The organism is Pseudomonas sp. TE3911, assembly GCF_054062775.1.
This window is the reverse complement of record NZ_JBSSFP010000001.1, coordinates 6,035,601-6,055,705: the sequence shown is the minus strand read 5'-3', so window position 1 is coordinate 6,055,705 and position 20,105 is coordinate 6,035,601. Positions and strand designations below refer to the sequence as shown.

Annotated in this window: 18 protein-coding genes; 9 read left to right on the top strand and 9 right to left on the bottom strand. The window is 60.1% G+C overall.

Features of this window, described 5'->3' with window-relative positions; all coding sequences use genetic code 11:
- The first annotated feature begins 14 nt into the window (after window positions 1-14).
- Entirely contained in the window at window positions 15-473 is a 459-nt protein-coding gene (locus ACVWXD_RS27550; RefSeq protein WP_095185075.1) for an anti-sigma factor, read from the top strand.
- 135 nt (window positions 474-608) lie between these two features.
- On the opposite strand, the gene fdhA is transcribed toward ACVWXD_RS27550, so the two are convergent.
- The 8 genes from fdhA to ACVWXD_RS27510 all read right to left on the bottom strand — a co-directional run bounded on the left by fdhA (window position 609) and on the right by ACVWXD_RS27510 (window position 10,619).
- Window positions 609-1,808, bottom strand: a complete 1,200-nt coding sequence (gene fdhA, locus ACVWXD_RS27545; protein ID WP_005792122.1) for a formaldehyde dehydrogenase, glutathione-independent — start codon at window positions 1,806-1,808, stop codon at window positions 609-611.
- Window positions 1,809-2,005: 197 nt separating this feature from the next.
- Window positions 2,006-2,863: a formyltetrahydrofolate deformylase gene (purU, locus tag ACVWXD_RS27540; protein ID WP_032883972.1), complete on the bottom strand. Its 858-nt coding sequence runs from the start codon at window positions 2,861-2,863 to the stop codon at window positions 2,006-2,008.
- 168 nt (window positions 2,864-3,031) lie between these two features.
- Complete coding sequence (locus ACVWXD_RS27535) at window positions 3,032-3,664, bottom strand: sarcosine oxidase subunit gamma (RefSeq protein WP_032883974.1); 633 nt, start codon at window positions 3,662-3,664, stop codon at window positions 3,032-3,034.
- 129 nt (window positions 3,665-3,793) lie between these two features.
- Window positions 3,794-6,811 (bottom strand): sarcosine oxidase subunit alpha, encoded by a 3,018-nt coding sequence (locus ACVWXD_RS27530; RefSeq protein WP_032883975.1) that lies wholly within the window; start codon window positions 6,809-6,811, stop codon window positions 3,794-3,796.
- Window positions 6,808-7,110: a sarcosine oxidase subunit delta gene (locus ACVWXD_RS27525; protein WP_003194855.1), complete on the bottom strand. Its 303-nt coding sequence runs from the start codon at window positions 7,108-7,110 to the stop codon at window positions 6,808-6,810. The genes ACVWXD_RS27530 and ACVWXD_RS27525 overlap by 4 nt, the downstream gene beginning before the upstream one ends.
- A gap of 15 nt (window positions 7,111-7,125) precedes the next feature.
- A complete protein-coding gene (locus ACVWXD_RS27520) occupies window positions 7,126-8,376 on the bottom strand; it encodes a sarcosine oxidase subunit beta (RefSeq protein ID WP_010207084.1) in 1,251 nt (416 codons plus the stop codon).
- A gap of 22 nt (window positions 8,377-8,398) precedes the next feature.
- Window positions 8,399-9,652, bottom strand: a complete 1,254-nt coding sequence (glyA, locus tag ACVWXD_RS27515) for a serine hydroxymethyltransferase (protein ID WP_181642927.1) — start codon at window positions 9,650-9,652, stop codon at window positions 8,399-8,401.
- 238 nt (window positions 9,653-9,890) lie between these two features.
- Entirely contained in the window at window positions 9,891-10,619 is a 729-nt protein-coding gene (locus ACVWXD_RS27510; protein WP_457371532.1) for a TraX family protein, read from the bottom strand.
- Window positions 10,620-10,709: 90 nt separating this feature from the next.
- Between ACVWXD_RS27510 and ACVWXD_RS27505 the strand changes: the two genes are divergently transcribed.
- Both ACVWXD_RS27505 and ACVWXD_RS27500 read left to right on the top strand, forming a co-directional pair.
- Window positions 10,710-11,750, top strand: a complete 1,041-nt coding sequence (locus tag ACVWXD_RS27505; protein ID WP_457371531.1) for a threonine aldolase family protein — start codon at window positions 10,710-10,712, stop codon at window positions 11,748-11,750.
- 647 nt (window positions 11,751-12,397) lie between these two features.
- Window positions 12,398-12,520, top strand: coding sequence for a hypothetical protein (locus tag ACVWXD_RS27500; RefSeq protein ID WP_401382779.1), 123 nt, complete (start codon window positions 12,398-12,400; stop codon window positions 12,518-12,520).
- 533 nt (window positions 12,521-13,053) lie between these two features.
- On the opposite strand, the gene gbcB is transcribed toward ACVWXD_RS27500, so the two are convergent.
- Window positions 13,054-14,154 carry a glycine-betaine demethylase subunit GbcB gene (gene gbcB, locus ACVWXD_RS27495; protein ID WP_032883983.1) on the bottom strand — a complete coding sequence of 367 codons (1,101 nt, stop codon included), beginning with the start codon at window positions 14,152-14,154 and terminating at the stop codon, window positions 13,054-13,056.
- A 284-nt stretch (window positions 14,155-14,438) separates the two neighbouring features.
- Between gbcB and gbcA the strand changes: the two genes are divergently transcribed.
- The 6 genes from gbcA to gspG all read left to right on the top strand — a co-directional run bounded on the left by gbcA (window position 14,439) and on the right by gspG (window position 20,102).
- Complete coding sequence (gene gbcA, locus ACVWXD_RS27490) at window positions 14,439-15,734, top strand: glycine-betaine demethylase subunit GbcA (protein WP_032883986.1); 1,296 nt, start codon at window positions 14,439-14,441, stop codon at window positions 15,732-15,734.
- A gap of 812 nt (window positions 15,735-16,546) precedes the next feature.
- Window positions 16,547-17,041 carry a prepilin-type N-terminal cleavage/methylation domain-containing protein gene (locus ACVWXD_RS27485; protein ID WP_181643044.1) on the top strand — a complete coding sequence of 165 codons (495 nt, stop codon included), beginning with the start codon at window positions 16,547-16,549 and terminating at the stop codon, window positions 17,039-17,041.
- Entirely contained in the window at window positions 17,016-17,396 is a 381-nt protein-coding gene (locus ACVWXD_RS27480; RefSeq protein WP_032883989.1) for a type II secretion system protein, read from the top strand. The genes ACVWXD_RS27485 and ACVWXD_RS27480 overlap by 26 nt, the downstream gene beginning before the upstream one ends.
- Entirely contained in the window at window positions 17,383-17,889 is a 507-nt protein-coding gene (locus ACVWXD_RS27475; protein WP_178075193.1) for a type II secretion system protein, read from the top strand. Before ACVWXD_RS27480 ends, ACVWXD_RS27475 begins: the two co-directional genes overlap by 14 nt.
- A gap of 70 nt (window positions 17,890-17,959) precedes the next feature.
- Complete coding sequence (locus ACVWXD_RS27470) at window positions 17,960-19,468, top strand: lytic polysaccharide monooxygenase (RefSeq protein WP_181642929.1); 1,509 nt, start codon at window positions 17,960-17,962, stop codon at window positions 19,466-19,468.
- Window positions 19,469-19,670: 202 nt separating this feature from the next.
- Entirely contained in the window at window positions 19,671-20,102 is a 432-nt protein-coding gene (gspG, locus tag ACVWXD_RS27465) for a type II secretion system major pseudopilin GspG (protein ID WP_095185080.1), read from the top strand.
- The last annotated feature ends 3 nt before the right edge of the window (window positions 20,103-20,105 follow it).

The following is a 20,105-nucleotide window of genomic DNA, read 5'->3' as shown; positions in this document are numbered from 1 at the left end:
TCAGGAACAACGTTATGAGCGCGACACGCCCCACAATCATTGAGCCAAAGCCGCCTTTCTGGAGCCGTCCACGCCTGTTTATCGGCGTCTGCGTGGCCGTGATCGCCGGCCTCGGCGGCGCGTTCTACACTCAGGACAACGTCAAGTCCGCCGCCACCCTGATCACCACCACCCAACAGCCGGCGGCGCAGGTCATGGCTCACAAGGATTACCTGGAAGTGCAACCCATCGCCATCACCGCACCCGCGCCGGACCAGAGCCTGGAACTGTGGGCGATACCCGACGGCGGCAAGCCCGTGTCACTTGGACTGATACCGGAGGATGGCGAAGGCATCATCGGCTTGAACCCGAGGCAGCAGGCCTCGATCAGCAAACCGGTGGAATTGATGGTGAGTGCGGAGAGCAAAGGCGGCTCAGTGAGCAAGCAACCGACGGGGCCGACGGTCTATGAGGGGGCTTTGGCCAACCGCTGATGTTCCAAACACCACAACCCACTGTGGGAGGGGGCTTGCTCCCGATGGCGTTGAGTCAGCCAGTAAATAGGTAACTGACTGAACGCTATCGGGAGCAAGCCCCCTCCCACATTTGGGTTTTCGTATGCCTGGGATTTACGCCGCACTAAACAACTTATGCGGATCAATCACAAACTTCTTCGGCACGCCCGCATCGAACTCGCCATACCCACGTGGTGCGTCATCCAGGCTGATCACCTGCACACCGACGATTTCAGCAATGTTGATACGGTCCCACATGATCGCCTGCATCAGTTGGCGGTTGTACTTCATTACTGGCGTTTGCCCAGTGTGGAAGCTGTGGGATTTGGCCCAGCCCAGGCCGAAGCGGATGCTCAGGCTGCCCATTTTCGCGGCGGCATCCACAGCACCTGGATCTTCGGTGACGTACAGGCCGGGGATACCGATCTTGCCCGCCACACGCACCACGCCCATCAGTGAGTTGAGCACCGTGGCCGGGGCTTCGGCCTTGACGCCGTCGTGACCGTGACCGCGTGCTTCAAAGCCTACGCAGTCAACCGCGCAGTCCACTTCGGGCTCGCCGAGGAGCGCGGCGATTTGTTCGTGCAATGGGGTGTCGGTGGAGAGGTCGACGATTTCAAAACCCTGAGCCTTGGCGTGGGCCAGGCGGATGGAGTTGACGTCGCCGATGATCACCACCGCCGCGCCCAACAGGCGTGCAGACGCAGCAGCTGCCAGGCCGACGGGACCGGCGCCGGCGATGTAGACGGTGCTGCCAGGGCCAACGCCAGCAGTCACCGCGCCGTGGTAGCCGGTGGGGAGAATGTCGGAGAGGCAGGTCAGGTCACGGATTTTCTCCATGGCCTTGTCACGGTCGGGCAGTTTCAGCAGGTTGAAGTCGGCGTATGGCACCAGCACGTACTCGGCCTGGCCACCGGTCCAGTCGCCCATATCGACGTAGCCATAAGCACCACCGGCACGGGCCGGGTTGACGGTCAGGCACACGCCGGTGTGCTGTTCTTTGCAGGAGCGGCAGCGGCCGCAGGCGACGTTGAAGGGGACGGAAACCAGGTCACCGATCTTCAGGTTTTCGACGTCGCTGCCCTTCTCGATCACTTCACCGGTGATCTCGTGACCGAGCACCAGGCCGGTCTGGGCGGTGGTGCGGCCGCGCACCATGTGTTGGTCGGAGCCGCAGATGTTGGTGGAGACCACGCGCAGGATGACGCCGTGTTCAATCTTCCTGCCACGGGGGTCCTGCATTTTGGGATAGTCGATTTTCTGTACTTCGACCTTGCCGTTGCCGAGATACACGACACCACGATTACCAGACATGCTTTCACCTCGCTGTTGTTTTTATGGAACTGCGTTGCCCGTTGGGTGGGCAGCGCGTTTAAGTGCTCGGGTACAGATGCTGTTATTGCGTTGTTTGTGAGGGCCTCATCGGGGGCAAGCCCCCTCCCACAGTTGACCGAGTTCTACCTTTGGAATGCGGTCGAATGTGGGAGGGGGCTTGCTCCCGATGGCGGCAGTCAGAGCACCACCGTCCGATTGGCATTCAAGAACACCCGCCGCTCAATGTGATACCCCACCGCCCGCGCCAATGTCAGCCCTTCGATGTCCCGCCCCTTGGCAATCAAATCCTCTGGATAGTGGCTGTGATCCACCACCTCCACGCCTTGGGCGATGATCGGACCTTCGTCCAGATCGTTGTTGATGTAATGCGCCGTAGCGCCGACGAGTTTCACGCCCTTGTTGTACGCCTGGTGATAAGGCTTGGCGCCCTTGAACCCCGGCAGCAACGAGTGGTGAATATTGATGGCCTTGCCGTCCAGCTTGCGGCACAGCTCCGGCGACAGCACTTGCATGTAGCGCGCAAGGATAACCAGTTCGGCGCCCGTCTCTTCAATCACCTGCCACACCTGACGCTCCTGGGACGGTTTGTCGTTGGGGTCGAGGGGGAAATGGTAGTAGGGAATTTGATGCCAGTCGGCCAAAGGTTTGAGATCAGGATGGTTGGACACCACTGCGACCACATCCATGGACAGCTGACCGATACGCTGGCGGTACAGCAGGTCGTTAAGGCAGTGATCGGCCTTGGAGACCATGATCACCACTTTTGGCCGGTAGTTCGGCGCCGTCAGTTCGAAGATCATGCCAAAGGCTTCACCGCGCGTGGCCAGGCCATCGCGGAAAGCCTGCTCGTCGAAGCCATCCGGCTGGCGGAATTCGACGCGAATAAAAAACCGACCCGAGAGACGGTCATCGAACGAATGGTGCTCGGTGACGTAGCAGCCCTGTTCGAACAGATAGCGGGTGACCGCGTCCACCGTGCCGAGCACGCTGGGGCAGTCGGCGGTCAAAATCCATGTATCGGGTGCGCGGCTCATACTGGAATCCTCAGGCCCTTGTGGCGAGGGGGCTTGTCCCCCGTTGAGCTGCGAAGCAGCTCCAAAACCCGCCACTCGGTTATTGCAGAAAAAATGCGCTGACCTTAGTGGGACCGCTGCGCGCTCCAACGGGGGGCAATCCCCCTCGCCACAAAAGCGCCCACTCGATCAGGCTTGAACGCTCAGGCCGAATTCGGCCGAGGCGTCCTGCAACCACAACCACCAGTAATCCGAGAAGCTGCGACGAATCACCAGTTCCCAGGTGTCTTCAGCCGTGTGGCGGATCACCAATTGCGACTTGGCGAACACCGTGCCCACTGCCTTGCCCACCGGGAAGTTGTTGGGGTGCACGTCGTAGCTGGTGGATTTCATCAGCACATCACGCACGTTCGGGCCGCTCAGTTCGAGGATCTGCTGACCGCCGCTGACGTTGACGACCTGGATATGCAAATCACCCAGAGCGGCGCGCAGGTTTTGTTCGGCGGCGAATTCCTCACCGCTTGGCACGATCAGCAACCACTCATCCGGGCCGAGCCATTGCAGGCTGGTTTCGCCTTTGACGATGACCTGCAGGGCGCCGGGCAGTTCGATGCCCAGGGCCTTGTGCACGCCGGCGGCGAAGGCTGCGTCATGGCCGTCACCACGAAGGGTCAGGTGGCCGAGGAGTTTCTTTTCACGCACGGTCACGCCGGCGTTCTTGCGGCCCTTACCGACCAGGCTGGCGAGGTCGGCATGGTGCAGCGACGACTCGGCCTTGGCGCCGGAGGTGGGGCGTTGTTGGTAAACATTGGCTGCTGTCATAAAGCACCTATCTGAATTCTGGGGTGACTGTTCTGGCCTCATCGGGGGCAAGCCCCCTCCCACATTTGAAAGTATTCACCCATCAAAATGTGGGAGGAGGCTTGCTTCCGATGGCCGCGCCGCGGTCTATCAGATGTTCTGCCGATCACCCTTAGGATCAAAGAACACCGAAGACACAATCTCCGCCTCGATCACGCTGCCATCCGCCTGGGGTGAGAACACCCGCTCGCCGATGCGCTTCAAGCCGCCCTTCACCACGCCCATGGCAAACGAATAGCCCAGGGAGTTATGCGCATAACTTGAGGTGACGTGGCCGACCATCTTCATCGGGATCGACTGCTTCGGATCGAACACCAGTTGCGCGCCTTCCGGCAACCACACAGTCGGGTCGATCGGCTTTAAGCCCACCAGTTGCTTACGCTCTTCGCGCACGCAGTCTTCACGGTTCATCCCACGCCAGCCGATCCACGAGAACGGTTTGGTGCGGCCAACGCACCAGCCCATGTTCAGGTCGTCCGGGGTCATCGAGCCGTCGGTGTCCTGGCCGACGATGATGAAGCCCTTCTCTGCCCGCAGTACGTGCATGGTCTCGGTGCCGTACGGGGTCAGGTTGTACTTTTTGCCGGCCGCGACGATCTGTTCCAGCACGCCCATGGCGTAGTCGGCCTGCACGTTGACTTCGTACGACAGCTCACCGGTAAACGAGATACGGAACACCCGCGCCGGCACACCGCCTACCAGGCCTTCTTTCCAGGTCATGAACGGGAAACCGTCCTTGTCCAGGTCGATGTCGGTGACTTCGGCCAGCAGCTTGCGGCTGTTAGGACCGGACAGGGTCATGGTCGCCCAATGGTCGGTGACCGAGGTGAAGTACACCTTGAGGTCCGGCCATTCGGTCTGTTGGTAGATTTCCAGCCACTGCAGCACACGGGCGGCGCCGCCGGTGGTGGTGGTCATCAGGAAGTGGTTGTCGGCGAGACAGGCGGTGACGCCGTCGTCGAAGACCATGCCGTCTTCCTTGCACATCAGGCCGTAACGCGCCTTGCCCACATCGAGCTTGGTCCAGGCGTTGCTGTAGATGCGGTTGAGGAACTCACGCGCATCCGGGCCCTGGATGTCGATCTTGCCGAGGGTGGACGCATCCAGCAGGCCGACGCTGTCGCGCACGGCCAGGCATTCGCGTTTCACCGCGGCGTGCAGGTCTTCACCGTTACGCGGGAAGTACCACGGGCGTTTCCACTGACCGACGTCTTCAAACTCGGCGCCGTTTTTCACGTGCCAGGCTTGCAGCGCGGTGTAGCGCACGGGTTCGAAGATGTGCCCACAGTGCCGGCCCGCTACCGCGCCGAAGGTCACCGGCGTGTAGTTGGGGCGGAACATGGTAGTGCCCATCTGCGGAATGGTCACGTTCAGGGAGCGCGCGGCAATCGCCAGGCCGTTGACGTTGCCGAGCTTGCCCTGGTCGGTGCCGAAGCCCAACGCGGTGTAGCGTTTGACGTGTTCCACCGACTCGAAACCTTCGCGGGTGGCGAGTTCGATGGCGGCGGCGGTGACGTCGTTCTGCAGGTCGACAAATTGCTTCGGCGCCCGTGCGGTCGCTTTCTCGTGAGGCACTTGGAACAGCGCCAGGGTTGGCTCTTCCAGACGGCTCAAGGCTTTTGGCAGCGTACCTTCCACCGGGGCAAAACCGGCTTCGCTGGCCGCGCGTACGCCGCCTTCAAAACCATCCGCCAGGGAATCGCCAAGGCCGTAGACGCCGTTGATGCCACCGACGCACACACGTTTCTGCGGTGCTTCGCCCGGTACAAAACCGAGGATGTCTTCGCGCCAGGTCGGCTTGCCACCCAGGTGCGAGGCCAAGTGGACCACTGGGCTGTAGCCGCCGGAGCTGGCCACCAGGTCGCAGTCCAGCCACTCGCCAGGGCTGGTGACTTTATGCGCCTTGACGTCGATCGCGGCGATACGCGCAGCGGTGACGCGCTTGGTGCCACGAGCCTCGATCACGGCGCTGCCGGTGAGGATACGAATACCTTTGGCGCGAGCTTCTTCAACCAGCGCGCCGCGTGGGTTGTGGCGCACATCAGCCACCGCCACCACTTGCAGACCGGCATCGAGCCAGTCCAGCGCAACGCGGTAAGCGTGGTCGTTGTTGGTCGACAGCACCAGCTTTTTACCCGGTGCTACGCCATAGCGACGCACGTAGGTGGAAACCGCACCCGCGAGCATATTGCCCGGCACGTCGTTGTTGCCGTACACCAGCGGACGCTCGCAAGCACCGGTCGCCAGGACCACACGCTTGGCACGCACGCGGTGGATGCGCTGGCGCACCACACCAATCGGCGCACGGTCACCCAAGTGATCGGTGAGGCGCTCGTGAATGGTCAAGAAGTTATGGTCGTGGTAGCCGTTGACAGTGGCGCGGGGCAGCAGCACCACGTCCGGCAGGGATTTCAGTTCAGCGATGACACTCGCGACCCATTCAGTGGCCGGCTTGCCGTCGAGGCTTTCGCGGGAATCAAGCAGCGAACCGCCGAACTCTTCCTGCTCATCGGCGATGATCACGCGGGCACCGCTGCGCGCAGCAGCCAGTGCAGCAGCGAGGCCGGCGGGGCCTGCGCCGACCACCAGCACGTCGCAGTGACGGTTGAAGTTGTCGTAGGTGTCCGGGTCGTTCTCGGTCGGCGAGCGACCCAGCCCTGCGGCCTTACGGATGTACTTCTCGTAGGTCATCCAGAACGATTGCGGGTACATGAAGGTTTTGTAGTAGAAACCCGGCGGCATCAGCTTGCCGCCGACCTTGCCGAGAATGCCCATCATGTCGTTGTTGACGCTCGGCCAGCCGTTGGTGCTGGTGGCGACCAGGCCTTGGTACAGCGCCTGTTGCGTGGCGCGCACGTTAGGGATTTGCGTGGCTTCGGTGGCGCCGATCTGCAGCACCGCGTTTGGCTCTTCAGCGCCGGCAGCAAAGATGCCCCGTGGGCGCGAGTACTTGAAGCTGCGGCCAATGATGTCGACGCCGTTGGCCAGCAATGCAGCGGCCAGGGTATCGCCTTCAAAGCCTTTGTAGCTCTGGCCGTTGAAGCTGAAGGTCAGGACTTTATTCCGGTCGATCCGGCCACCGTTGGACAGGCGATTGATCTGGCTCATACCTTCTCTCCAGAGGCCTTGGCGGTGAATTGCGGCTTCTCACCGATCTTGTAGGTTTCAAGAATTTCGTAGGTCACGGTGTCGCGGGTCGCGTTGAAATATTGGCGACAACCGGCGGCATGGATCCACAGTTCGTGATGCAGGCCGCGCGGGTTGTCGCGGAAGAACATGTAGTCGCCCCACTGCTCGTCGGTGCAGGCATTCGGGTCCAGCGGGCGCGGGATGTGCGCTTGGCCGGACGCGTGAAATTCCTCTTCGGAGCGCAGTTCGCCACAGTGAGGACAGAAGATATGCAACATAGGAAATTTCTCCTGTTAGTGGGCGACGGCCGCAGCGCCGTGTTCGTCGATCAACGCACCGTTGTGGAAACGGTCGATGGAGAAAGGTGCAGCCAATGGGTGCATTTCACCCTTGGCGAGACTCGCGGCAAACACGTTGCCTGAGCCCGGCGTAGCCTTGAAGCCACCGGTGCCCCAACCGCAGTTGAAGAACATGTTCGGCACTGGGGTCTTGGAGATGATCGGGCAGGCGTCCGGCGTGGTGTCAACGATGCCGCCCCACTGACGGTTCATGCGCACGCGCGACAGCACCGGGAACATCTCGACGATGGCCTGGATGGTGTGTTCGATCACCGGGTACGAGCCGCGCTGGCCGTAGCCGTTGTAGCCGTCGATACCGGCGCCGATCACCAGGTCGCCCTTGTCGGACTGGCTGATGTAACCGTGCACGGCGTTGGACATGATCACGCTGTCGATAATCGGCTTGATCGGCTCCGACACCAACGCTTGCAGCGGGTGGGATTCGATCGGCAGGCGGAAACCGGCGAGCGAAGCCATGTGGCCGGAGTTACCCGCCGTCACCACACCGACGCGCTTGGCGCCGATAAAGCCCTTGTTGGTTTCCACACCGATGCACACGCCGTTTTCCTTGCGGAAACCGATCACTTCGGTCTGCTGGATCAAGTCCACGCCGAGTGCGTCAGCGGCACGGGCAAAACCCCAGGCCACGGCATCGTGACGGGCAACGCCGCCGCGACGTTGTACGGTGGCGCCAAGCACCGGGTAGCGGGTGTTCTTGGAACAATCCAGGTACGGAATCTCGTCGGCCACTTGCTTGGCATTGAGCAGCTCGCCGTCCACGCCGTTGAGGCGGTTGGCGCTCACACGGCGCTCGGAATCACGGATGTCCTGCAGGGTGTGGCACAGGTTGTAGACGCCACGCTGAGAGAACATCACGTTGTAGTTCAGGTCCTGGGACAGGCCTTCCCACAGTTTCATCGCGTGTTCGTACAGGTGCGCCGACTCATCCCACAGGTAGTTGGAACGCACGATGGTGGTGTTGCGCGCGGTGTTACCGCCGCCCAGCCAGCCTTTCTCGACCACGGCCACGTTGGTGATGCCGTGCTCTTTCGCCAGGTAGTAGGCGGTCGCCAGACCATGCCCGCCGCCGCCGACGATAACCACGTCGTAGACCTTTTTCGGGGTCGGCGTGCGCCACATCTTCTGCCAGTTTTCGTGGTGGCTGAGGGAGTGCTTGAAGAGGCCGAAGCCCGAGTAGCGTTGCATAGTCATTACTCCAAAACCGCGCTCAGCGATAAACCGGGAAATCAGCGCACAGGGCAGACACGTGCTTGGCCACGTTGGCCTCGACGTCGGCATCGCCGAGGTTGTCGAGGATGTCGCAGATCCAACCAGCCAACTCAACACACTGCGTCACTTTGAAACCGCGCGTGGTCACCGCCGGGGTGCCAATGCGCAGGCCCGAGGTCACGAACGGCGACTGCGGGTCATTCGGCACGGCGTTTTTGTTGACGGTGATGTGGGCGCGACCGAGGGCGGCATCCGCCTCTTTGCCGGTGAGGCCCTGACGGATCAGGCTGACCAGGAACAAGTGGTTATCGGTGCCGCCGGACACTACATCGTAGCCGCGTTTGATAAACACGCCGGCCATGGCCTGGGCGTTGTCGATCACCTGCTGCTGGTAGACCTTGAAGCCTGGCTCCTGGGCTTCCTTGAAGCACACGGCCTTGCCGGCGATCACATGCATCAGCGGGCCGCCCTGGGCGCCAGGGAACACGGCGGCGTTGAGTTTCTTTTCAATTTCTTCGTTGGCCTTGGCCAGGATCAAACCGCCACGTGGACCGCGCAGGGTTTTGTGGGTGGTGGTGGTGACCACGTCTGCGTAGGGCAGTGGGTTCGGGTACAGGCCGGCGGCGACCAGGCCGGCGACGTGGGCCATGTCGACGAACAGCAGCGCGCCGACTTTGTCAGCGATGGCGCGAAAACGTGGGAAATCCAGGGTCTTGGAGTAGGCAGAGAAACCGGCCACCACCATTTTCGGCTTGTGCTCGACGGCCAGGCGCTCGACTTCGTCGTAGTCGATCAAGCCGGTATCCGTGTTGATGCCGTACTGCACCGCGTTGTAGAGCTTGCCCGAGGACGACACTTTGGCGCCGTGGGTCAGGTGACCGCCGTGGGCCAGGCTCATGCCCAGGATGGTGTCGCCGGCATTGATCAACGCCAGGTACACAGCGCTGTTGGCAGACGAACCGGAGTGTGGCTGCACGTTGGCGTAATCGGCGCCGAACAGTTGCTTGGCGCGCTCGATGGCCAGGGCTTCAACCTTGTCCACGTGCTCGCAGCCGCCGTAGTAGCGCTTGCCTGGGTAGCCTTCGGCGTATTTGTTGGTGAGGCCGCTGCCTTGAGCTTCCATCACACGCTTGCTGGTGTAGTTCTCCGACGCGATCAGCTCGATATGATCTTCCTGACGCTGCTCTTCGGCATTCATGGCCGCCAGCAGTGCGTCGTCATATCCCTGGATCTGGTCTTGTTTGCTGAACATCGCGTCTCTCCCAGCCTTTCGTATTGTTGAGGCCCGTCGCAGGGCCCTTTGATGCGATGGTAGGGCTGGCGCAGACAGGCCAAATGCCTACGGACGCCACGCAAAGGTGCGTTTACGACATTGCCGGAACAACACAGAACAAATGTGGGAGGGGGCTTGCTCCCGATAGCGGTGGATCAGCTTGCACATGCTGTGGCTGACACACCGCTATCGGGAGCAAGCCCCCTCCCACAATGGGTCAGGTGATGAACTTGCGAAGGAGTAGCAGCAGCAGGAAATGCGCGGGATAGAGCACATACGCCCAACGACGCATGGCCGGGGGCCCGGCGGTTTTGGCATGTCGCAATAAGACCAATCCGGCCAATGGCGCAACCAGGCATGCAGCCAACCCCAACAGCGCCACCGGCGTGCCGCTATTGAGCAGGATCTGCCACTGGTTGGCCGCGACGCAGACCAGGCCCGGCAACACACTGAAATACCAAGGCCGACTAAACACCAGCAGCATCGCCAATGGCAGCAATACACCAAAGAAACCGAACATTAAGTGGGATGAAAATACGGCCGCTATCGTGGCGGCGATCAACGCCAATCCTCGATCAATAAGCGCCTTCTGCTGCCATCCTCGGGCAACCAGCAAGCCCAAGGCCAAGGTCGGCAGCACATTCAACGTATCGGCATCGTCGATAAACATCCGGTACGGCACTTCGCTGATCACACTGAACAGCAGCAGCCAGCCCAGGTAACGCCAATGCCCAGTCACCGGTGCGTTTGCGACGCGGTGCAGGTTCGCCGCAATCGCCAGGCAAAACCACGGGAACGCCAAGCGCCCCGGTACGTAGAGGCCATCGAGGCTCAAGCCGACATAACGCAGGTGGTCGAGCACCATGCTCAGCAGCGCCAGCCACTTGAGCAAATCCAAAGCGCCATCACGGACACGTCCGACAGGTATCGTTTCAGTACCGTGCATAATTCCCCAGTGACTTTGCATTTACAGAGCGTGCGTACGCCCGACAATCTTGGTTAAAGTGCGCACCAACATCGACCACAGGAATGGGCCATGACCGACAAGAGCCAACAATTCGCCAGTGACAACTATTCGGGCATTTGCCCGGAAGCCTGGGCCGCCATGGAACAAGCCAACCAAGGCCATCAACGCGCCTATGGCGATGATGAATGGACCCACCGCGCCGCCGACGGTTTCCGCAACCTGTTCGAAACCGACTGCGAAGTGTTCTTCGCCTTCAACGGCACCGCCGCCAACTCACTGGCGCTGTCCTCCTTGTGCCAGAGCTACCATAGCGTGATTTGCTCGGAAACGGCCCACGTCGAAACCGACGAATGCGGCGCGCCAGAGTTTTTCTCCAACGGCTCCAAGCTGCTCGTAGCCCGCACCGAAAACGGCAAGCTGACCCCGGAATCGATCCGCGAGATCGCGCTCAAACGCCAAGACATCCATTACCCCAAACCCCGCGTAGTCACCCTGACCCAAGCCACTGAAGTCGGCAGCGTGTACATCCCGGAAGAAATCCGCGCCATCAGCGCCACTTGCAAAGAACTGGGCCTGAACCTGCACATGGACGGCGCGCGCTTTTCCAACGCCTGCGCCTTCCTCGGCTGCTCGCCAGCAGACCTGACTTGGAAAGCCGGTGTGGACGTACTGTGCTTTGGCGGCACAAAGAACGGCATGGCCGTGGGGGAAGCGATCCTGTTCTTCAACCACAAGCTGGCCGAAGACTTCGACTACCGCTGCAAACAGGCCGGCCAGCTCGCGTCGAAAATGCGCTTCCTGTCGGCGCCATGGGTGGGGCTGCTGGAAAACGACGCCTGGCTCAAACATGCACGCCACGCCAACCACTGCGCACAACTGCTTAGCAGCCTGGTGGCGGATATTCCGGGCGTGGAATTGATGTTCCCGGTACAGGCCAACGGCGTATTCCTGCAACTCTCGGAACCAGCCATTGCCGCGTTGACCGCCAAGGGCTGGCGCTTCTACACCTTCATCGGTAAAGGCGGCGCGCGATTCATGTGCGCGTGGGATACCGAGGAAGAACGCGTGCGCGAACTGGCCGCAGACATCCGCGAAGTTATGGGCGCCTGACAATGACTCACTGATGTACATAAAAAAATGTGGGAGGGGGCTTGCTCCCGATGGCGATGGGTCAGCTTGCACATGCAGTGACTGACACTCTGCTATCGGGAGCAAGCCCCCTCCCACATGTGGACTGTGTTGTGCCTGGAGGAAGAGCGTGCGCGAACTGGCCGCAGACATCCGCGAAGTCATGGGCGCCTGACAATGACTCACTGATGTACATAAAAAATGTGGGAGGGGGCTTGCTCCCGATGGCGGTGGGTCAGCTTGCACATGCAGTGGCTGACACTCTGCTATCGGGAGCAAGCCCCCTCCCACATCTGGACTGTGTTGTGCCTGGAGGAAGAGCGTGTGCGAACTGGCCGCAGACATCCGCGAAGTCATGGGTGCCTGACAATGACTCACTGATGGACATAAAAATGTGGGAGGGGGCTTGCTCCCGATGGCGGTGGGTCAGCCTGCACATGCAGTGGCTGACACTCTGCTATCGGGAGCAAGCCCCCTCCCACATTTGGACTGTGTTGTGCCTGGAGGAAGAGCGTGCGCGAACTGGCCGCAGACGTCCGCGAAGTCATGGGCGCCTGACAATCACTCACTGATGTGCATAAAAAATGTGGGAGGGGGCTTGCTCCCGATGGCGGTGGGTCAGCTTGCACATGCAGTGGCTGACACTCTGCTATCGGGAGCAAGCCCCCTCCCACATGTGGACTGTGTTGTGCCTGGAGGAAGAGCGCGTGCGCGAACTGGCCGCAGACATCCGCGAAGTCATGGGCGCCTGACAATGACATCACTGATGTACATAAAAAAATGTGGGAGGGGGCTTGCTCCCGATGGCGATGGGTCAGCTTGCACATGCAGTGGCTGACACTCTGCTATCGGGAGCAAGCCCCCTCCCACATCTGGACTGTGTTGTGCCTGGAGGAAGAGCGTGTGCGAACTGGCCGCAGACATCCGCGAAGTCATGGGTGCCTGACAATGACTCACTGATGGACATAAAAATGTGGGAGGGGGCTTGCTCCCGATGGCGGTGGGTCAGCTTGCACATGCAGTGACTGACACCCTGCTATCGGGAGCAAGCCCCCTCCCACATGTGGACTGTGTTGTGCCTGGAGGAAGAGCGCGTGCGCGAACTGGCCGCAGACATCCGCGAAGTCATGGGCGCCTGACAATCACTCACTGATGTACATAAAAAATGTGGGAGGGGGCTTGCTCCCGATGGCAGTGGGTCAGCTTGCACATGCAGTGACTGACACTCTGCTATCGGGAGCAAGCCCCCTCCCACATTTGGACTGTGTTGTGCCTGCTTGAGCAATCAGAACTCGATACGCACATCCCCTTTCGGCACGCTGCAGCACGACAGGATGTAACCGTCGGCTTCGTCTTCCTCGGTGATCCCGCCGTTGTGGTCCATCTCGACCTCCCCGCCCAGCTTCATCACCTTGCACGTTCCGCAAATGCCCATGCCGCAAGCTTTCGGGATCAACAGCCCAAGCTTGGCCGCCGCTGCGTGCACGGTTTCGCCCGGCGCCACGCGGATGCTCTTGCCTGACGAAATGAATTCCACCTGATGCAGGTCTGCCAAATCGATTTCCGGCGCGTCGGCCGCTTGTTCGGCTTGTTCCACCGCATCGGCACGAGCTTCCGGCGGCGTCGCACCGAAGGATTCCTCGTGATAGCGCGCCATGTCGAACCCGGCCACTTCCAGCAGGCGCTTGACCGCGTTCATGTACGGCGTCGGGCCGCAGCAGAACACTTCGCGCTCCAGGAAGTCGGGCACCATCAGTTCGAGCATCTTGTGGTTCAGGTAGCCCCGATAACCGGCCCAAGGCTCGCCCAGACCGTGCTTCTCACAAATCAGGTGCAGGCTGAAGTTATCGATCCGCGACGCCATGTGCTCCAGCTCGCGGTGGTAAATGATGTCTTTGGGCGAGCGGGCGCTGTGGATAAAGGTCATGTCGACATTGGCGTTGGTGTCGTAGAACCAACGCGCCATGGACATCACGGGAGTAATCCCCACCCCACCGCTGAGGTACAAGACTTTGGGGCTTGGGAAGTCGATGGCGTTGAACAACCCCACCGGTCCGTGTACCGCCAGTTCCTGGCCTTCGTGCAGCGTGTCGTGCAGCCAGTTGGACACCTTGCCGCCCGGCACACGCTTGATGGTCACCGAAAAGCTGTAAGGCACCGAGGGCGAGCTCGAAATCGTGTACGAGCGCATGATCGGCTGGCCTTCGATTTCCAGCTCCAGGGTGACAAATTGCCCCGGCTTGAAAAAGAACAGGATCGGCTGGTCGGCCATGAAGCAAAAGGTGCGCACGTCCCAGGTTTCCTGGATGACTTTGACGCAACGGACGATGTGCCGACCATTGGCCCAGGTCTGGGTAGTTACTGGATTCAGGAAACTGTTGGACATGCTGATTCTCCACTGCCGATATTCGGCTTTATGGTGGCGATTCTGCGTAACGCGAGAACCACCCATTTACCTATCTGCGACATTCACATACTTATCGCGACCAGCCCCCAACGACAGGGGGTTGCGCGTCGGGATCAGATTGGGCCATGTCGCCCATGGATAAGGATCGTCGCAACGCCGGCCCCACACTCGCACCCAACAACTACGCTTTCTTTACGCCTTGCATAGCATCAACCGTAGCCACTATTCGCCGGCCACACAGAATGGCCATGAGGACACACACGATGGACGTCACCGCAACCTTAAGCTTGGGCGATCCGCTGGAACCCGCACGCAAGGCCACCGCGCAAATGCTGCAAGAGCGCGAGCGCACGTTTTCGCTGCCGCAGCCGTTCTACTCTGATGACCGGCTGTTTGATATCGACATGCAGGAGATTTTCCAGAAAGAGTGGTTGATCGCCGGCATGACCTGCGAAATTCCCGCCAAGGGCAACTACCTGACCCTGCAAATCGGCAAGAACCCGATCATCGTGATTCGTGGCGCCGAAGGCGTGGTGCATGCGTTCCACAACGTCTGCCGCCATCGTGGTTCGCGCCTGTGCACCAGTGACAAGGGCAAGGTCGCCAAACTGGTGTGTCACTACCACCAGTGGACTTACGAGCTGGACGGCCGCCTGCTGTTTGCCGGTACCGAAATGGGCGCCGACTTCGACATGAAGCAGTACGGTTTGAAGCCGGTGAACGTGAAGACCGCCGGTGGCTACATCTTCATCAGCCTGGCCGAGAACCCGCCGGCCATTGATGACTTCCTGTCGACCCTGAACCACTACATGGAACCGTACGACATGGAGAACACCAAGGTGGCGGTGCAAACCACCTTGATGGAAAAAGCCAACTGGAAGCTGGTGCTGGAAAACAACCGCGAGTGCTACCACTGCAACGCCTCGCACCCGGAACTGCTCAAGACCCTGCTGGAATGGGACGATGTCACCGACCCGCGCGCCGACCAGGCGTTCAAGGACCACGTGGCCGCCTCCGCAGCCGCTTGGGACGCGGAAAAAATTCCTTACGCCCACGCCAGCTTCGGCCTGCGCAACCGCATCGTGCGCATGCCGCTGCTCAAGGGCACTGTGTCGATGACGCTGGACGGCAAGCAAGGCTGCGCCAAGCTGATGGGCCGCATCAAAAACCCCGATCTGGGCTCGATGCGCATCCTGCACCTGCCGCATTCCTGGAACCACTGCATGGGCGATCACATCATCGTGTTCACCGTGTGGCCAATCAGCGCCCAGGAAACCATGGTCACCACCAAGTGGATCGTGCACAAGGACGCCGTCGAAGGCGTGGACTACGACGTGGAGCGCATGCGCCAAGTGTGGGACGCCACCAACGACCAGGACCGTCGCTTGGCCGAAGAGAACCAGCGCGGGATCAACTCCACCGCTTACCAGCCAGGGCCGTACTCCAAGACCTATGAGTTCGGCGTGGTGAACTTTGTGGACTGGTACAGCGAGCGCCTGCTGAGCAATCTGGGCGCTGCACCGGCGCCTTACCTCAAAGGCGTGGCTGCACACGAATAACCGATACCCGCAGCTCAACAAGGTGGGAGGGGGACAAGCCCCCTCCCGCACTTGAACCTCACACTGCTCAATATTTGATCAAATCTCTCGCAAGCCTCTGCCTGCGCGCCCTCCAGCCTTTACCCAACAACTTATCCACAAAGCCACCCACAGTAATTGTGGGCAACTGGCTTACTTGTCCAAAATTAACTGAAGAAAATCCGTGACTTATTCAACTCCACGGGTTTCGCCCTGCTTTGATCAATTTATGATCAATAGTCTGCAAGCCACGTAATACAAAGCCCACAGCGGTACGCAAACACCTTATCCACAGATCCGCCAACAGACTTTGGGGGCAACTCTGGCGACGCTGTGGAAAACCGCCTCAAACCTTCATAAACCGGGGCATCTACCGGTTTAGCGGAACAAAAAGGCCGAATTGATCAAAATACAACCAACTCACTGAGAGCCGCTGTTTATATGGCCTGTAGCTGATAGCGAACATCTTATCCACAGAACCGCCAACAGAGTTTGGGGGCAAGTCGAGAATGGGCAGCGTCCTTATCCACATCAAAACGCCTGTAAAAACCGCCACTTAGCCTGGTTGTTTTTCGTACAGCGCGCTGTAGGCCTTGATTTACAAGCTCTGTGGACAACCACAAACACCTTATCCACAGGCACGTGCACAGTGATTGTGGGTAACCACCGCTTATCGGCCAACTGTACAAAAAATACTCAGATTCAAAGTTCATCTACACTCACTTTTGCAGTTATATCCATTGGCCTGGGTTAATGCAGAAGTCCTTGGCGCGATAGAGGGAGATAGATCAGTGATAGGGCGGGGTCATTCCAGCCATCACTGCGCCAAAGGTTTTACGCTGATTGAATTACTACTGACGCTGGCCCTACTGGCCACGCTTTCGACAGTGGCTTATCCGCTGACGGCGTTGATGGGTAAACGCGACAGGGAACTTGACCTGCAACGCTCGTTGCGGGAAATACGCCGTGGGATCGACGCCTACAAAGAAGCCAGCGACGCCGGACGTATTGAAAAAAGTATCAGCTACAGCGGTTATCCACCCTCCCTCCAAGCATTAGTCGAGGGGGTCACGGACAAGACCGATCTCAAAGGCAAAAAACTCTTCTTCCTGCGCCGCATCCCCCGCGACCCCGTCTGCGAGTGTCCGGAACTGTTGCCCGCGCAAACCTGGCAACTGCGCAGTTACAAGAGCACCGCTGATAACCCACAAGAGGGGGAAGATGTATTCGACGTTTCGTCCCGCAGCACTCGGGAGAGTTTGAATGGAACGTCATACAGCCAGTGGTAATCGGGGTTTTACCCTGATCGAGTTGCTGGTGGTGATGGCTATCATCGCCACCCTCATGACCCTCGTGACGCCCCAGTATTTTCGCCAGCACGCCAAGGCCCAGGAAACCGTGCTGCGCCATAACCTGTCCTCCATCCGCCAGGCCCTGGACCAATACCGTGAAGACCACGGCAACAATCCCGAGTCCCTGCAAGCCCTGGTCGACCGGCGCTATTTGCGCGAAATCCCCATGGACCCGCTCACCGGCAAGCGCGACACCTGGCAACTGCAACCCTCCGACGAACAAGGCCTGGGCGACGTGCGCAGCGGTGCGCCCGGCAGCGCCCACGACGGGAGCGCCTATGCAGACTGGTAAACACAGCCAGGACGGCTCGGTGTTCATGGGCATGTTGGTGACAGTGGCCGTGGTGGCGGTGATGTTGATGGAAACAGGCACGCTGTGGTCCAGCGTGTTGCAGCGCGAGCGTGAGTTGGAACTGCTGGCGCGAGGCAATGAGATTCGGCGGGCGATCGGCCTGTACTACGCCGCCGGTAATACGTTCCCCAAGTCCCTCGAAGATTTGGTGCTGGACCGCCGCCAACCGACCATCAAGCGCTACCTGCGCCGGGTCTATGACGACCCGCTGACCGGCACCGCCGATTGGGGCGTGGTCCCGGGGCCGGGTGAAACGATCATGGGCGTGTTCAGCAACGCCAGCGGCACGCCGTTCAAGCAAAGCAACTTTGCGGTGATCAATCAGAGTTTTACAGGGCAAGGCAGTTATCAAGGGTGGGTGTTTCTGTACGGCCCTGGACAGAGTAACCCTCCAATCCCCAGCGCTCCCCGTGGAGACCAGCCCAACCAATGATGCCCTTGCACACACACTGATGGTTCCAGCCGTTCGGAACTTTTCTATCTGAATTGAGGCGGACTACAACATGAATAACCTACAGCGCTACACAAGGAACTTGATTAACTGGGTGCTCGCACTGGCAATTCTGATGCCGGCGCTAGCGATAGCCCATGGCGGCGTGGATACCCCCGTCGCACGACAGATCTACTGCAAGATGCTCCCGGACTTTTGGTCAGGTAGCCCCAGCGACGCTGGGTGCGCAGCCTTGGCCAGGAAAAGTGGACAGTACCCAGGCCAGCAATGGAATGAAGTCGCGCATTTGATCCGAGCCCCCGGTTATGAAGACCTGGAGACCGTCAAACGGGAGGTGCCCGACGGCACGCTCTGCTCGGCAGCCGACAGCAAAAAAGACGGTCTGAACCTGGTGTCGGATGATTGGCACCGCACCGACGTGACGCCTCAAAACGGCAAGATGGACGTGCGCATCATTGGCACGGCGCCCCACGTGCCCAGTTTTGCGCGGGTGTTCCTGACCAAACCAGGCTTTGACCCTACCCGCGCGCCCTTGACCTGGAATGACTTGACCCTTATCCACACCGAGCAATTCACGGTCGCGCAAACCAACTGGGGCAACAAGCCACCGGCTATTTCGGCTTCGGGCTACTTCAAGATGTCAGTTCCGGTTCCGGCACAGCAGTCCGGCAAGGCGACGCTCTTTGTGCAATGGCAGCGCATTGACCCGGCCGGGGAAGGGTTCTACAACTGCAGCGATATCAACCTCGTCGGCGCCGCCGTTCCAGAGCGCTGGTACGATCTTGGCCAATTCATCGACACCGTGATGAATGATCTCAAGCCCGGTGACGCCGTGCACTTCCGCATCCTCGACAACACCCCGCAAGCCAAGGAAGTCGTCGACATAACCCTGCCGATCACCCAGGCCAATTTGGACGCGAAAGTCTGGGGCCAGCAATTGGCCGGTCAGGTCAATTCGAGTATCGCCAAAATCGGGGAGAAAGACGGCGCCACCATTGTGTTCAACTCAGCCGACCCAAGGGCTAACTCGGTGTTCGTCCTGGCCGAGGGTTACTCCAAGGCGATGGCCATCATTCCGGGTGGGGAAACGCCTGTTAACCCAGCGCCACCGGTTGCCCGTATTACCGGCCCCACTTCGTTGAAGTCCGGACAGGCTTTTACCTTCAGTGGCACGGGCTCGACCGGCAGCAACGGGCAACTGCTCTACCAATGGGCGGTGCCTGGGATGACCGGGGCGCAGAACGCCGCCAACGTCAGCGGGACCGCCTACACCGTCACAGAAGCGACCCCGTTCAAGGCACGCCTGAATGTGCGCGACCAGCAAAACGGCAAGACCAGCCAGGCGGAGTTCGACTTCACGGTGACTCCAGACAGCGGCGGCGGAGAATATCCGGCCTACGTAGAGGGCACACCGTACAAAGCCGGAGACACCGTGAGCAACCGCGGCAAGAACTATCGCTGCAAACCGCATCCTTACACCGCCTGGTGTGCGGGCGCGGCATGGGCTTATGCACCGGGGACCGGCACTGCATGGGACCAGGCTTGGGATGAGATGAAATAAGCCGACGCGCATATTCATTAACTCGATAACCCCAAGAGCCAAACGTTATAGGGCGCCTCACGGCGCCTTATATCGACGAACGCTACAGTTGTAGAGGTGTAATTCGAATAGCGATGCAGTACTACCGGCGGTGCCCGCTCAAACGCGGGCCGGGAGATGGCTACACAACCGCCGTGCCTTGGCACTCCCACAGGGTATCTCCATGTACAGTCGCGCCTTTTTCCGCACCCGCTCCTGCGGTTTCACCTTGCTTGAGCTGCTGGTAGTCCTGCTGATCATCGCCCTGCTCGCCAGCTACGTCGGGCCGAAGATGTTTGATCGATTGGAACTGGCCAAGGTGCAAACAGCCCAGGGGCAGATGAAGTCCCTTGCCGATGCCTTGCATCAGTACCGCTTGGACAATGGCACCTACCCCGACGAAACACTCGGCCTGAATGCGCTCACGACGCGCCCCGCCAACGCGAACAATTGGCAAGGGCCGTACCTCAAGTCACTGCCGCCAGACCCATGGGGCAACCCTTACCTCTTCAAGAACCCCGGTACTGCGCCCAACGACGCAGAGATCATCTGCCTGGGCCGAGACGGCAAAGCCGGCGGTGAGAACACCTACGCCGACATCGTCTACGGGCTGTGACCC